This is a genomic window from Arthrobacter sp. U41 (assembly GCF_007679325.1).
Lineage (GTDB): Bacteria > Actinomycetota > Actinomycetes > Actinomycetales > Micrococcaceae > Arthrobacter.
In genome coordinates this window covers 138,203-152,183 of the sequence record NZ_VEGI01000006.1, presented here as the reverse complement: position 1 = coordinate 152,183, position 13,981 = coordinate 138,203, and the positions used below count along the sequence as shown (strand labels likewise).

At 67.6% G+C, this 13,981-nt stretch carries 15 protein-coding genes; 4 read left to right on the top strand and 11 right to left on the bottom strand.

Features of this window, described 5'->3' with window-relative positions:
- Positions 1-4: 4 nt before the first annotated feature.
- The 5 genes from FS787_RS16145 to FS787_RS16125 all read right to left on the bottom strand — a co-directional run bounded on the left by FS787_RS16145 (position 5) and on the right by FS787_RS16125 (position 6,247).
- Positions 5-2,254, bottom strand: coding sequence for a polyribonucleotide nucleotidyltransferase (locus FS787_RS16145; RefSeq protein ID WP_144673968.1), 2,250 nt, complete (start codon positions 2,252-2,254; stop codon positions 5-7).
- A 249-nt stretch (positions 2,255-2,503) separates the two neighbouring features.
- Entirely contained in the window at positions 2,504-2,773 is a 270-nt protein-coding gene (rpsO, locus tag FS787_RS16140; protein WP_144673966.1) for a 30S ribosomal protein S15, read from the bottom strand.
- A gap of 185 nt (positions 2,774-2,958) precedes the next feature.
- Entirely contained in the window at positions 2,959-4,242 is a 1,284-nt protein-coding gene (locus FS787_RS16135; RefSeq protein ID WP_395940363.1) for a kynureninase, read from the bottom strand.
- 5 nt (positions 4,243-4,247) lie between these two features.
- On the bottom strand, positions 4,248-5,102 hold the full coding sequence (gene kynA, locus FS787_RS16130; protein WP_144673964.1) for a tryptophan 2,3-dioxygenase: 855 nt from the start codon (positions 5,100-5,102) through the stop codon (positions 4,248-4,250).
- Between the two features lie 149 nt (positions 5,103-5,251).
- Positions 5,252-6,247, bottom strand: coding sequence for a bifunctional riboflavin kinase/FAD synthetase (locus tag FS787_RS16125; RefSeq protein WP_144673962.1), 996 nt, complete (start codon positions 6,245-6,247; stop codon positions 5,252-5,254).
- 234 nt (positions 6,248-6,481) lie between these two features.
- On the opposite strand from FS787_RS16125, the gene FS787_RS16120 reads away from it, so the two are divergent.
- Positions 6,482-7,288 (top strand): DUF937 domain-containing protein, encoded by an 807-nt coding sequence (locus FS787_RS16120; RefSeq protein WP_144673960.1) that lies wholly within the window; start codon positions 6,482-6,484, stop codon positions 7,286-7,288.
- A gap of 133 nt (positions 7,289-7,421) precedes the next feature.
- Here FS787_RS16120 and FS787_RS16115 read toward each other — a convergent pair whose 3' ends face one another.
- Both FS787_RS16115 and FS787_RS16110 read right to left on the bottom strand, forming a co-directional pair.
- On the bottom strand, positions 7,422-7,814 hold the full coding sequence (locus FS787_RS16115) for a hypothetical protein (RefSeq protein WP_144673958.1): 393 nt from the start codon (positions 7,812-7,814) through the stop codon (positions 7,422-7,424).
- Positions 7,815-7,848: 34 nt separating this feature from the next.
- A complete protein-coding gene (locus FS787_RS16110; protein WP_186329222.1) occupies positions 7,849-8,499 on the bottom strand; it encodes an adenylate kinase in 651 nt (216 codons plus the stop codon).
- A 115-nt stretch (positions 8,500-8,614) separates the two neighbouring features.
- Between FS787_RS16110 and FS787_RS16105 the strand changes: the two genes are divergently transcribed.
- The gene (locus FS787_RS16105; protein ID WP_144673956.1) at positions 8,615-9,040 is read left to right on the top strand and encodes an N-acetyltransferase; all 426 of its coding nucleotides are present in this window, start codon (positions 8,615-8,617) and stop codon (positions 9,038-9,040) included.
- Here FS787_RS16105 and FS787_RS16100 read toward each other — a convergent pair.
- Positions 9,037-10,782 carry an HNH endonuclease signature motif containing protein gene (locus FS787_RS16100; RefSeq protein WP_144673954.1) on the bottom strand — a complete coding sequence of 582 codons (1,746 nt, stop codon included), beginning with the start codon at positions 10,780-10,782 and terminating at the stop codon, positions 9,037-9,039. The genes FS787_RS16105 and FS787_RS16100 overlap by 4 nt on opposite strands.
- Positions 10,783-10,951: 169 nt before the next feature.
- On the opposite strand from FS787_RS16100, the gene FS787_RS16095 reads away from it, so the two are divergent.
- Positions 10,952-11,542 carry an NUDIX hydrolase gene (locus FS787_RS16095; RefSeq protein ID WP_144673952.1) on the top strand — a complete coding sequence of 197 codons (591 nt, stop codon included), beginning with the start codon at positions 10,952-10,954 and terminating at the stop codon, positions 11,540-11,542.
- Positions 11,543-11,618: 76 nt separating this feature from the next.
- Positions 11,619-12,083: a VOC family protein gene (locus FS787_RS16090; RefSeq protein WP_144673950.1), complete on the top strand. Its 465-nt coding sequence runs from the start codon at positions 11,619-11,621 to the stop codon at positions 12,081-12,083.
- 5 nt (positions 12,084-12,088) lie between these two features.
- On the opposite strand, the gene FS787_RS16085 is transcribed toward FS787_RS16090, so the two are convergent.
- From FS787_RS16085 to truB, 3 genes are read right to left on the bottom strand one after another with little or no spacing between them, the layout of a single operon-like run.
- A complete protein-coding gene (locus FS787_RS16085; protein ID WP_260982597.1) occupies positions 12,089-12,652 on the bottom strand; it encodes a hypothetical protein in 564 nt (187 codons plus the stop codon).
- A gap of 1 nt (position 12,653) precedes the next feature.
- Complete coding sequence (locus FS787_RS16080; protein WP_144673948.1) at positions 12,654-13,007, bottom strand: hypothetical protein; 354 nt, start codon at positions 13,005-13,007, stop codon at positions 12,654-12,656.
- Positions 13,007-13,975 carry a tRNA pseudouridine(55) synthase TruB gene (truB, locus tag FS787_RS16075; RefSeq protein ID WP_144673946.1) on the bottom strand — a complete coding sequence of 323 codons (969 nt, stop codon included), beginning with the start codon at positions 13,973-13,975 and terminating at the stop codon, positions 13,007-13,009. Before truB ends, FS787_RS16080 begins: the two co-directional genes overlap by 1 nt.
- Between the last annotated feature and the right edge of the window lie 6 nt (positions 13,976-13,981).

Below are 13,981 nucleotides of genomic sequence, written 5' to 3'. Positions count from 1 at the left end.
AAGACTACTCTGCGGACTCCAGGGAGACCTCAGCGTTGTCAGCGCTCTCGGCGCCTGCCTCTTCAGCCACAACGGGTGAGAGGGAGAGCTTGCCGCGGTCGTCGATCTTGGTGATTTCCACCTGGATCTTCTGGCCGACGGAGACGACGTCGTCGACGTTGTCCACGCGCTTGCCACCGGCGATCTTGCGCAGCTCGGAGATGTGCAGGAGGCCGTCCTTGCCCGGAGTCAGGGAAACGAAGGCGCCGAAGGTGGTGGTCTTGACGACCGTGCCCAGGTAACGCTCGCCGATTTCCGGGATCTGCGGGTTGGCGATGGCGTTGATCGCGGACCGTGCTGCGTCGGCAGACGGGCCGTTCGTGGCGCCAATGTAGACAGTTCCGTCGTCCTCGATCGAGATGTCGGCTCCGGTGTCTTCCTGGATCTGGTTGATCATCTTGCCCTTCGGGCCGATGACCTCGCCGATCTTGTCTACCGGGATCTTGACCGCGATGACGCGCGGCGCGAACTCGGAGAGCTCGTCCGGGGTGTCGATCGCGGAGGTCAGGACGTCCAGGATGTGCAGTCGGGCTTCGCGGGCCTGCTTCAGGGCGGCGGCCAGGACGGACGCCGGGATGCCGTCGAGCTTCGTGTCCAGCTGGATGGCCGTGACGAACTCGGAGGTACCGGCGACCTTGAAGTCCATGTCGCCGAAGGCATCTTCGGCGCCGAGGATATCGGTCAGGGCGGCGTAGCGGGTCTGGCCGTCAACCTGGTCGGAGACCAGGCCCATGGCGATACCGGCAACAGCGGCCTTCAGCGGCACACCTGCGTTGAGCAGGGACAGCGTGGAGGCGCAGACGGAACCCATCGACGTCGAACCGTTGGAGCTGAGAGCCTCAGACACCTGGCGGATGGCGTAGGGGAATTCCTCGCGGGACGGCAGCACCGGCATGATGGCGCGCTCTGCGAGGGCGCCGTGGCCGATTTCGCGGCGCTTCGGGGAGCCGACGCGGCCGGTCTCGCCGGTGGAGTACGGCGGGAAGTTGTAGTTGTGCATGTAGCGCTTGCGCGTCACGGGAGACAGCGAGTCGATCTGCTGTTCCATCTTGAGCATGTTCAGCGTGGTGACACCCATGATCTGGGTCTCGCCGCGTTCGAAGATGGCCGAGCCGTGGACGCGGGGCAGAACCTCAACCTCGGCGGTGAGCTGGCGGATGTCCGTCAGGCCGCGGCCGTCGATGCGGATCTGGTCCTTGAGGATGCGCTGGCGCACAACCTGCTTGGTGACGGAGCGGAAGGCTGCGGACAGCTCCTTCTCGCGGCCTTCGAACTGGCCGGCCAGGGAGGAGGTGACCTCGTCCTTGAGCTCGTCGGAAGCGGTGTCGCGCTCCTGCTTGTCGGCGATCTGGAAGACAGCGGCCAGCTTGTCGGCGGCAGCGGACTCAACAGCGGAGTAGACGTCGTCCTGGTAGTCCAGGAAGACCGGGAACTCGACGGTCGGCTTGGCGGCGCGGGCTGCCAGGTCGGACTGTGCTTCGCAGAGGGCCTTGATGAACGGCTTGGCAGCCTCGAGGCCTTCGGAAACAACCTCTTCGGTGGGGGCGGTGGCGCCCTGTTCCTTGATGAGGTTCCAGGAGTTGTCGGTGGCTTCGGCTTCGACCATCATGATGGCGACGTCGTCACCTGCAACGCGGCCGGCGACGACCATGTTGAAGACGGCGTTCTCCAGCTGGGAGTGCTTCGGGAACGCAACCCACTGCGAGCCGTGCTCGTCGGCGATGAGGGCAACGCGGACGCCGCCGATCGGGCCGGAGAAGGGCAGGCCGGAAAGCTGGGTGGACATCGAGGACGCGTTGATCGCGACGACGTCGTAGAGCTCGTCCGGGTTGATGGACAGCACGGTGACGACGATCTGGACCTCGTTGCGCAGGCCCTTGACGAAGGCGGGGCGCAGCGGGCGGTCCATCAGGCGGCAGGCCAGGATGGCTTCCGTGGAGGGACGGCCTTCGCGGCGGAAGAACGAGCCCGGGATGCGGCCGGCGGCGTACATACGCTCTTCGACGTCGACGGTCAGCGGGAAGAAGTCGAAACCTTCACGCGGGTGCTTGCCGGCGGTGGTTGCGGACAGCAGGGCGGTCTCTTCGTCGATGTAGACCATCGCTGCGCCGGCTGCCTGCTTGGCAAGGCGGCCGGTTTCGAAGCGGATTACGCGCTTGCCGAAGCGGCCATTGTCAATGACTGCTTCTGAGAACTGGATTTCGGGACCCTCCATAGAGAGTCACCTCCGTTTCATGGTTCACGGAGTCCAGCCGCATCAACCCAGCCCAGCATCTGTCTACTGGCCTGCACTGCACCCGGTCATCGATCGAGACCCACGGGCTAAGGCTTCGTTCCTTGAAGCCGTTCCCGGGGATCACTACCGAAGACCGCGAATGCGTGATGCGGTTGATCCTCCTGTTGAGTTTTTTGTTTGAAGAAGGCGGCCCTTTCCGGTCCGGAAGGGGCCGCCCCTTAAAGCTGACTAGCGGCGCAGGCCGAGGCGCTCGATGAGCTTACGGTAGCGGGTGATGTCAGTGTTCTTGAGGTAGGACAGCATGCGCTTGCGACGACCAACCATGGCCAGCAGACCGCGCTGGGTGTGGTAGTCGTGCTTGTGCACCTTCATGTGCTCAGTGAGATCCTTGATCCGCTGAGTCAGGACCGCAACCTGGACCTCCGGCGAACCGGTGTCGCCCTCGGACGTTGCGAAATCCTTGATGATGGACTGCTTTACAGCGGCTTCAAGTGCCACAATAACTCCTAGAGATGTGCCGTGAGGCCCGAATCAGTAACTCACTGCCGGGGGTGCCGCGCCGGATCCGCTCTCCAAAGAAGAGCCTTCCCGTACACAACAAGAGCCAGCCGCCACGGACTGCAGCCGGATCCAACGTTTAGTTTACCGGCACACCGCTAATCTTGTCGAAACGGCCAGCCCTGCTACTCCCCGGAAGGGATCCCTGCCAGCCGTTCCCTGATGGCCGCCATGCCGCGGTACAACTCGGTGAAGGACGTGCTGAGCGGGGACAGTCCGATCCGGATGCCCTGCGGCGCCCGGAAGTCGGGAATGACATCCTGGTCCCACAGCGCGGCGGTCATTTCCCGGAAGGCCGGGTGGTCCACCGTGATGTGGCTGCCGCGCAGCTCCGGATTCCGCGGCGTCGACAGCACGACGCCGGCCGGGGCCAGCCAGGCGTCGTGGAGTTCGACGGCGAACGCGGTCAGCAGGCGGGACTTCTCCCGGACCGCGGCCATGCCCACCTCCTCGAGCAGGTCCAGGGTGCCGCGCATGGCGAGCATCCCGAAGATCGCGGGGGTGCCGCTGAGGAACCCGCGGATTCCGGCGGCGGCTTCATAGCCGGGCCCCATTTCGAAGGCGTCCTTGCGTCCCATCCAGCCCCAGATGGGCTGCTGCAGCCCGGGCAGGTGGCGGGCGTTGACGTAGGCGAAAGCGGGCGAGCCCGGTCCCCCGTTGAGGTACTTGTAAGTGCAGCCGGCGGCGAAGTCGACGCCGGCGGCGTCCAGGGCGATCTCCACCGAACCGGCGGAGTGGCACAGGTCCCACACCACCAGGGCGCCGGCGTCGTGCACGGCCGCGGTGATCCCCGGCAGGTCTGCGAGGAACCCGGAGCGGTAGGCGATCTGGCTCAGGACCACGACGGCGGTGGCCGGGCCGGTGGCGGCCCGCACCTGCTCGACGGTCACACCGGAGGCGGGGTCGGCGTCGATCCAGCGCAGCGTGAGGCCTTCTTCGCGGGCGATGCCCTCGACGAGGTAGCGGTCGGTGGGGAAATTGTCCGTGTCCAGCACGATTTCGGTGCGGGCCGGGTCCGTGACGGCGGCCAGCGCGGCCCGGATCATCTTGTAGAGCACCACTGTGGTGGAATCGGCGATGATGGTCTGCCCGGGCGCGGCGCCAAGGACGGCCCGGCCGAGCTGGTCGCCGATTGCTTGCGGGAGTTCCAGCCATTCCTCGTCCCAGCCGCGGATCAGCCGGCCGCCCCAGCTGTCCTGGATGAAGCTGCTGATGTCTGTGACGGTGCGCTTGAGCGGGCGGCCCAGGGAGTTGCCGTCCAGGTAGGACAGCTCCGTGTCCGTGCCGATGAAGTGCTCCCGGTAGGCGCCGAGCGGGTCGGCGGCGTCCAGTTCCCGGGCTCGCTGCAGGAGTGCTGTGTTGTTGCCGGCGGTGGCCTGCGCCTGGGCGCCCGCGGTTTCCGGCTGCACGGCGCTCACTGGCCGATCTCCGTCCGGACGGCGAAAAGCTCGGGGAAGAAAGTCAGTTCCAGGGCCTTTTGCAGGAACGCCGCGCCGCTGGAGCCGCCGGTCCCGGACTTCATGCCGATGGTGCGCTGCACCGTGCGCAGGTGCCGGAACCGCCAAAGCTGGAAGTTGTCCTCGAGGTCCACGAGTTCCTCGCAGGCCTCGTAGGCGCCCCAGTTGTCAGCCGCGTTCTCGTAGATGTACTTGAACACCGGGACCAGCTCGGCGCAGAATTCGTGGGCCTGGGTGACGTCCCGTTCCAGCAGGGACGCGGGAACGTCGAAGCCCTGGCGCTTGAGGTAGGCGAGGAAGTCGTCGTAGATGCTCGGGGATTCGAGGAGCTCCAGCAGCATCGCGTGGGCCTCGGGGTCGGATTCGAACACCGGCAGCATTTTGCGGTTCTTGTTGCCGAGCAGGAATTCCACCGCACGGTACTGGCTGGACTGGAACCCGGAGGAGTTGCCCAGGAAGCCGCGGAACTGCGAGTACTCAGTGGGCGTCAGGGTGGCCAGCACGGACCACTGCTCGGTCAGGGTCTTCTGGATGTGCTTGACCCGGGCGATCGCCTTCAGCGCCGAGCCGAGATCGTCGGAGCGGAGCCAGGCGGCGGCGCTGCGGAGCTCGTGCAGGACCAGCTTGAGCCACAGCTCCGTGGTCTGGTGCTGGATGATGAACAGCATCTCGTCGTGGTGCTCCGGAGTACTGACCGGCTGCTGGGCGCTGAGGAGCGTCGGCAGCTGCAGGTAGGACGCGTAGCTCATCCGGGAACTGAAGTCCCGGACGATTTCCTTGTCCAGTTCCCGCGTATTCTTCTCAATGGTCACAGTCTTGCCTTCCTTGCCAAATGGCTGTGAGTCTCAGTGCCGACCGGCCGGCGAGCCGCCGGGACCGCTCCGAATCATCTCGGCGGTCCTGTCCGGCAGTTGCGCAGCTGTCCTGCCCAGTGTTTTGCGCGGTTCTTGAGCGCAGTTTCTTAGCGGGCGAACAGGATGTTGTGGGCCTGGACCACGTCCAGGCGCATCTGGTCCACCAAGGCCTCAGGGCCACGGTACGCCACCATCCCCCGCAGCCGGGCGACGAATTCCACCACAACTGTCTGGCCGTACAGATCAAAGTCCTCAACAGCTTCTTCCGGGCGGTCGATGACATGGGCTTCGACCTGCCGGCTGACGCCGTAGAACGTGGGGTTGGAACCGACGGAGATCGCGGCGGGCCAGCGCGTTCCGGCCTGGTCCACGAGCCAGCCGGCGTAGATGCCGTCCGCCGGGATGTAGCCGCTGGCGTCGGCGGCGAGGTTGGCCGTGGGGAAGCCGAGGTCGCGGCCGCGCGCGGCGCCGTGGACCACCTCGCCGCGCATCCGGTGCGCCCGCCCCAGGACGGCGGCGGCCGTGGCCACGTCGCCCTCGCTCAGAGCCTCGCGCACCCAGGTGGAGGAGCAGCGGCGGTCCGTGCCGCCGTCGTCGTGCACGTCGCCGTGCAGCGGGAAGCCTTCCGAGCCGAACTCGCTGATGACCAGCACCTCGAAGCCGAGCTTCCTGCCGAGCTCCTGCATGGTGTCCAGGTCCCCGGAGTTGCCCCGGCCGAACCGGGCGTCGTGGCCGATCACCACGTGGCTGGCCTTGAGGCTGCCGACCAGGATGTCGGCGACGAATTCTTCGGGTGTGAGGCTGGCCAGCTCGAGGGAGTACTTCATCACCAGCACGGCGTCGAGGCCCAGTTCGCCAAGCGCCACCAGCTTGTCCTCCAGGCCCATGATCAGTTCGGGGGCGGATTCGGGGCGGTGGACCTGCGCCGGATGCGGGTCGAAGGTGATGGCGACGGCCTTGGCGTGGTTCAGGCGGGCGACGCGGATGAGCTGCGAGAGCACCTGCTGGTGACCGCGGTGAACGCCATCGAAGTTTCCGAAGGTAACGACGGAAGGACCAAAGTCCGCCGGGACTTCGGACGGATCGTTCCAGATGTGGACCATCAACCTCGCCTTTTGCTTCCTGCCATGTGCTTCTCCGGAGAAACCTGCCCGCTCCGGAACTCTCCTAGATTACCCGCAAACGTGGCAGGTCTCCGACGGCGTTCCCGGCCCCCGGGGGCGTTCTTTCGCGTTCAGGATGCCCGGACTACGATGCAAGGGCAACAGTCCGGCGGCGCCTGCCCTGGCGCCGGTTCCAGCGAAGCCCGCACCGACATGCGGCTGAAGGAGTACCCCATGACCGAGCTCCACGACATCCTGCGGCAGATTCCGGTAGACCAGATTGCCGGCCTGCTCGGCACCGACCAGCAGACCGCCCAGGCCGCGGTGGAGGCCGCCGTGCCCACGCTGCTGGCCGGAATGCAGGTCAACGCGCAGGCTTCCGACGGCGCCGCGTCGCTGGAGTCCGCGCTCGGCCAGCACCAGGACGGGCTGCTGGAGGGCGGCGTCGACGTCGCGCAGGTGGACACGGCCGACGGTGAAAAGATCGTGAGCCACGTCTTCGGCGGGCAGCAGGACCAGGTGGCCAGCCAGCTGGCCGGGACGTCCCAGCTCGGCGGCGTCGGCGGCGACCTGATGAAGAAGCTGCTGCCGATCCTGGCGCCGATCGTGATGTCCTATCTTGCGAACAAGATCCTCGGCGGCCGCGGGCAGTCGGCTGAAGCGGGCGGGTCCGGCGGCGCCGGTGGGTCGGGCGGTCCGGGCGGCATTGACCTCGGCGGAATTCTGGGCGGGATCCTGGGTGGCGGCGCTGCTGCCGGCGGCGCCAGCGGCATGGGCGGGCTGGGCGATCTGCTGGGCGGGATCCTTGGCGGCGGCCAGCCGTCGTCTCAGGCAGCTGCGCCGGAGGCCGGACAGGACTCTCCGCTGGAACCGCAGGCCTTCCCGCAGGGCCAGCCCGCCGGCGGGGCGCCGCGTCCCGGTGAGCTGATCGACGTCGACTTCCCGGAGAGCCAGCCGGTGGAGCGTAAAAACGAGGAAGAGGGGCGCGACGGATCTGGCGGGCTCGGCGGGATCCTGGGCGGCCTGTTCGGTAAGAAGTAGGCCGCGCATCTCGGCGCGGTGGCCGGGCGCGCCGGCGGCGGGGTGACCGGGCGGGCCGGGCGGATGCCAGCTGAACCCTGGCGCTGGCCGCGGCCGGCGTTGCCGGGCGGTCCACCCAGGTCACGGATGTTCCCTACACCTTGGTGCCGCCGGCGGCCCGGTAGTTGCGCCAGTGCAACAGCACGGCGGCGAGGATCAACGGTACGTGGATGCCAGGGAGGTTCCTCGCGAACCACCGCGGCAGATAAATGTCGGTGACAGAGCCCGTCTCGTCGCCCAGGTCCTTCGCCACGGCGGTCAGCGGGCAATGAAATCCGTTGGCGGCAAAGACCAAGGTCTCAGTCGCCACAACGCCAGCGGCCAGGCCCACTTTCCTGTCGGTGCGGCCGCGGGCACCGGCATACAGGACGTAGACCATGCAGGCCTCGATGGTGAACCACGCAAAGGTATGTATTGTTTTCACGGCCCTGAGCAGGGAAGCGCGATCAGCCTCCCGCAGCCCATGCGGGACCTTGAGTTCAGCCATGGGTCCAGCGTAAGCACGTTCCGCCGTTGTTCGGTCAGAGGCCTTCGGCCCGCCCGGACCGCCCGTCCTTGGCGGGCAGCTGCGCGAGCCAGGCGTCAAGCTGCCGGGGATGACGGAAGAGGATCGCCGGCGGCATGGCAGGGTCGGCCTGGAGTCCCCGCATAACCTGGCGTTTCCTGGTGAACGACCGGAAATGCCAGCGGAGAATCGAGTCTTCGACGAAAAGCCGGGCCAGGGTTTCGTGATTGCCGTTGCAGACGGGTTCGCGGGTCAAGGCCCGCCGCAGCGATCGGCGTATCAGCCTGGCCAGCGAGAGCCAGCGCGGATAATCCAGGCCGACGACGAGCTCCGCCCGCGGCACAACAACGTCGCGCCAGACACCGTAGGCGCTGTCCAGCACCCAGCGGTCCTGGGCCGCAATCCCGGCGGCGATGTCCCGTTGCTCCTCCACGGTGCGCTGCTGCCACCCGGGCAGCCAGCCAATGTCATCGTCCGCCGAGAACTCAGGCAGCCCCGTGGCCTTGGCGTAGGCGCGGGCGGCGGACGACTTGCCGCTACCGGTTACTCCGTAGAAGAGGACCCGGGAGGGCGCAGCCGGGGGTGTGTGCGCTGGTGAAGCCCTGGGTGCTGGGGACCCGTCGGCGTCCGCAGCCGCTCCACGATTGTGGCCCGCGGATGAGCTCATAGGTCGTCCCTCCTGGGTTGGCGCCACAGCAGACCCGGACCGCAGCGCACGTTCGGCGATACGCTAACACCTCTTGCCCGGGCCGCGGGGTACGCCGGTGTGCGACACTGTTCCGATGCCTGAGTTCACGGTCCTTGCCGGCACGCCAGTTTCCGACTCCGAGGTGCTGGCGCTGTACCAGTCCGTGGGCTGGACTGCGTATACCCGCGAACCCGGCGTCCTCTCCCGCGCCATCCGCGGCTCTTCCTTCGTTGTCACTGCCCGGACTGGCGGCGGCGGGCTGGTTGGGCTGGCCCGCGCGGTCTCGGACGACGCCACCATCTGTTACGTGCAGGACATCTTGGTGGATCCGGCCTTCCAGAAATCAGGTGCCGGCCGCGCGCTGCTCGACGCCGTGCAGAAGCGTTACGAGCATGTCCGGCAACTGGTGCTGATCACCGACGACGAACCCGGACAACGTGCCTTCTATGAGGCCGTGGGTTTCACGGAAGGCTCGGATTTTCGTCCCGAACCGGTGAGGGTCTTTGCGCAGTTCCGCTAGTTGCGCAGTTGCCTCGCTTGCGCAGTTCCCTCGAAAGCGCGGTGGCGGCAGGCTTCAGCCCCAGCCGTCCAGACAAGTTGCCACGGGAGGTCTTCCGGAAATGACTGGTCGAGGGGCACCAGCCAGCCCTGATCGTCCATTTCCGCCACAGGCCATTCGTGCCGGGCAATGAATTCGTGCCAGTCCGGGAACGGGTCGGGAGGCAGGTCCGGCTCGGGGCCTTCGTCTTTGAGCGGGCCGGGGTCCGGGGGAATGCTTCGGTTCGGTCCGTCATCTATGCGGAGAATGCGGCCTGGCCAGTGGGGTGGTTCCCAGTCCTGGTGTTCGCTGCGATAGTGCCGTCCTGACGGTGAAATCCATCCCGGCGGATGGTCCTTGCTGGCGCCGGTGGGTGTCCAGGCGGAGGTGTGTTTGAGGCGGTGGTGTTTGCGGCAGGGCTGGCCGAGGTTGGAGATTCCGGTGGTGCCTCCGCCGGCCCAGGCCAGCAGGTGGTCTGCCTCGTTGTCGAGGGAGGGGTTGTTGCAGCCCGGGAAGGGACATTTTCCGTCCCGGAGCCGGAGCCATTGCCGCACGGACCTCGGGATGCGGTAGCTGGTCCGGCCGATTTCCAGCGGCGCCCCGTCCCGCGGGTCTATCAGAACCCGGTGGAACGAGTCGGCGCCGTCGGCGATCAGGCGTCTGGCCATGGACGGCGGGATCGGCCCGTACCCGTCCAGCATCGCCGGTTCATCCGTGAGGCCCAGGAGGGACATCACCGGGACGGTGACCAGGACCTGCGCCCGCGGGACCGGCACACCCCCGCAGATCCCCGGTTCGGCCATGCGGCCGGCACTGGCGCCGTCCACCGCGCCGGCTAGCCCCTCCCCGGCCGGGGTTCTTGTCCCGCTGGCTGGGGTTACTGTCACGCTGTCGGCAAGTCCGCTGCTCAGAAGCAGGCTGGCCGCGATGTCGGCTCGGAGCTGGGTCAAAGTCCGGGACTCGCCCGGGCCCTGCAGCGCCCGGGCCCCGGCGGTGGTCCTTTCCCAGATCCCCGCAGCGGTGTCCGCCGGGAGGTAGGAGTTGAGCCAGGCCATGCCGTCGCGGTCCGGGACGAACTCGACCCTCCGGTCCGCCGCACACTTCCTATGGCGTTTTTCGATGCTCACCGGGTGGTGGCGTTCCCGCCACACCCGTGCCTTGGCCCGGAACCGGCCCGGCACCAGCTCCCCGGCCGGACACCCCCGGGCCGGGTCCGATACGTCCGGGTCCAGGAAATGCGCCTCCAGCGCCGCCGCCCCGGCCGCGTCCAGCCCGGCGGTTTCGTCGACCATGATCCGGGCGTGCTGCCACGAAATCGCCCCGGCCTGCAAGGCCCCCAGGGTCAGCGGCAGCGCCGTCGTCAATTCCTGAGCGTCGGACAGGAGGGCGGAGGCAGAACGTTCGCTGACGGTGAGCACACATGCGACCTCGGCCACCACCGCCATGTCCCGGGCAGTACATTCCTGCGGAGACGCCGCCGGGGCCGCCAACGCCGCAGCGGCCGCCGCGTACTCCGCGGCCAGCCGCACCTTCAACGCCGCAGCCCGGGCCTCCAGCCGGCGGACCTCCGCGAACCCTTCCAGACAGGCATCCGCCACATCCCGCAACCGATCAGCCCCCGGCTGATCCTCGACATCCACACCCACACCCACACCAGCAAGAACAGCCAACGCGGCAGCAGACGTGGCAACGGCCTCCGCCGCCTCCCTGAGTTCAACACTCAACGCCGTCCTGTTGTCCACACTCAAATCATCCCGCGAAGCTACGACATTTTTCACCGATCGGGCTGTCACCTGATCTCAGGCACGCAGCATCCCGCGAAGACCTGCACCGCCCCCGGCCCGCGGGGTCACACTTCGGCCGGGGTGAGCAGTCCCGTGGGAAACTGGGGGCATGGACCGCCCAGTCGCCCCCACCTCCAGCTCCGCATACCCCCACAAGGAGCGGCCCGACGACTCGCAGCACGGCGCCGCACCAACCCACGAGCTTCCCTTCGAGCTGCGTCGTCCACTCGGACCCCGCGATCCCGGTGACGCGTGGGTTGAAGGCGACCGTGGCCGGTTCTGGGGGCGCTTCGGCTCGGCAGGGCTGCTGGTTCACGACCCCGCCAAGGGCATCCTGCTGCAGCACCGGGCGCTGTGGAGCGATCAGGGCGGAACGTGGGGACTCCCCGGCGGCGCCCTGCACCAAGGCGAACAGGCAGTCGACGGCGCCCTCCGCGAGGCGAAGGAAGAGGCCGCCGTGCCGCCGCAGAGCGTGCGGGTGCTGTTCACGTCGGTGTTCGACGTCGGCTACTGGACCTACACCACCGTTGCAGTCGACGTTGTGGAGTCGTTTGAACCGGAGATCAGCGACCCGGAAAGCCTGGAGCTGCAGTGGGTGCCGGTCGAGCATGTCGGCGACAAGGAGCTGCATCCCGGATTCTCAGCGGCGTGGCCGGGCCTGCGCCGCAGACTCTTGGGACTCGACGCCGGACCGGACTGAGCCCGCGACGCCGGTCCGGGCGGCAGTAGCGAACAGCAGTGTTCCGCTCTGAATCAGCCCAGATTAGGGTTCGGGTATGACTACCGAAAACCACACCCCGCCTCCTGTCCGGCAACTGCGGCTCGTCGTTGAGACGGAGGATTACGATGCCGCCCTGACCTTTTACCGTGACGTCCTCGGACTCGTGGAACGTGAGACGGTCCCCAGCGAGGGCGAAGCACGCATCACGATCCTGGACGCGGGCCGCGCCACCCTGGAACTCTCCAACCCGGCGCAGGTCAAATACATCGACCAAGTGGAAGCCGACGGTCAGCCGAGCGCCAGAATCCGGGTGGCCTTCGAGGTTGACGACGCGGAAGCGGCCACGCGGGACCTCGTGGAGGCCGGCGGCACCCTCATCGCGGAGCCGCGGGAAACACCGTGGCGCTCCGTGAACTCACGGCTGGACGGCGCGGCCGGGCTCCAGATCACGCTGTTCCAGGAACTGGACCGGCCAGCGGACCCGCCCACGGTCCAGCCTACGGACCAGGACGCGGGCTAAAGCGCTCAGGCCCGGTTCGGCGCCGGACGGCGGCGGTACAGCCAGATCAGGCCCAGGACCGGCAGCAGCAGCGGGATGAATGCGTAGCCCCGGCCAAACAGGGACCAGACGGTCTCGTGCGGGAAGTTGACCGAGTCGAACACGCTGAGCGCCCCGACCACCAGCACACCCACCAATTCCACGAGCACTGCCACGACGGAGACTCTGAACCAGGTGCGGCCGGACTTCGCGAGGGAAACGGTGGCCACGAGGTAGACGACGGCGGCGAACGCCGACAGCAGGTACGCCAACGGGGCCTCGGAGAACTTGGTGAGGATCTGGTATCCCGCCCGGGCCGTCGCCGAGATCGCGAAGACGGCGTACACGGCAATCAGCAGACGGCCGGGACCGGTGTTACGCGTATCCGGCGCCGCCGGCGCCGCCGAAGAATCGCCGGCCGAGGTCTCACCCGCCGGAACGGATCCAGCCGGAACGGAACCGGCCGAGCTGGCGCCTGGCGGAGCAACGCCCGGCGTCGTACCGGTGTCCTCAAGCGAAGGTTTCGCCGTCACGTTCTTTGCCTCTTCCATGTCAGTACCAAATCTGATTCATTCGGGCCGCCATCACCAGCGCGGTGACGCCGACGGCGGCCAGCACGAAGTTGCTCCAGCGGGTGCGTTCCAGGATGGCCCAGTAGACCGCCGCGACCGGCAACAGGAGGGCAGTCAGCAGGTACCCCCAGAACTCCCACGGCTCCCCCGCGATCGGCTCGCCGCCCGCGACCCGCACGATCGAACCGACCAGGTACACCAGCAGGGACAGTTCGACGGCGGCCACCGAGAGGATCGTTGTGTCGTTCGGCGCCTTCTTGAGGATGCCGGCGGTCAGGCAGATAACCGTGGAAACCAGCCCGACCACCATAATGATGTAGAAATACGCGTCCACTACTGCCCGGCCTGCTGTTCCGCCGTCGGCGGCTGCGGTGCCCGCTTCTCATTGTCCGGAGCGAAGACCAGCACCGGCTTGGCGTAGCTGCCGGCGTCGGCCAGCAGCGCCACCAGCGTCCCATCCGGCGAGAAGCCTGCGGCCGGCTTCTCCGGCGTGGCTGCGGAGGGCGTCCCGGCGGCCGCCCCCGCGGCGATCCTGCGGCCGAAGGAAATCTCGGTGGTTTCCTCGTCGGTGAGTTCGCGGTTGGGCATCAGCGCCCGGGCGGCGAGCGACATTTCCAGCACGTCCAGCTCTTCGGCGAGCTGTTCAAGGGTGTGGGCCTGGTCCAGGGTGTAGGGGCCCACCTGGGTCCGGCGCAGCGCCGTCAGGTGACCGCCGACGCCGAGCGCCTCGCCCAGGTCGCGGGCCAGCGCCCGGATGTACGTGCCAGAGGAGCACTCCACGGTGACATCCACATCGAGGACGTCCACGTCCAGAGCCTCGCCGCCACGCGCCGGACGGACCCCGTGGACCTCGAAGCGGTGGATGGTGACGGGACGTGCGGCCAGCTTGACCTCTTCGCCCGAGCGGACCCGCGCGTAGGCGCGTTCCCCGTTGACCTTGATAGCGCTGACGCTGCTGGGAACCTGTTCGATCTCCCCGGTCAAAGCTGCGACGCCGGCCCGGACCGCAGCCTCGGTGACCGAGGCAGCGCTGCGGGTGGCGGTGACCTCACCCTCGGCGTCGTCGGTGACAGTTGATTCGCCCAGCCGGATGGTGGCGGTGTAGGTCTTGGAGGTGCCCACGATGTAGGTGAGCAGCCGGGTGGCCTTGTTGATACCGACCACCAGGACGCCCGTGGCCATGGGGTCCAGCGTTCCGGCGTGGCCCACTTTTCGGGTACCGGCGATCCGCCGCATCCGTCCAACCACATCGTGGCTGGTCCAGCCTTGCGGCTTGTCCACTATTACCAGTCCAGAAAGCACGCTCCC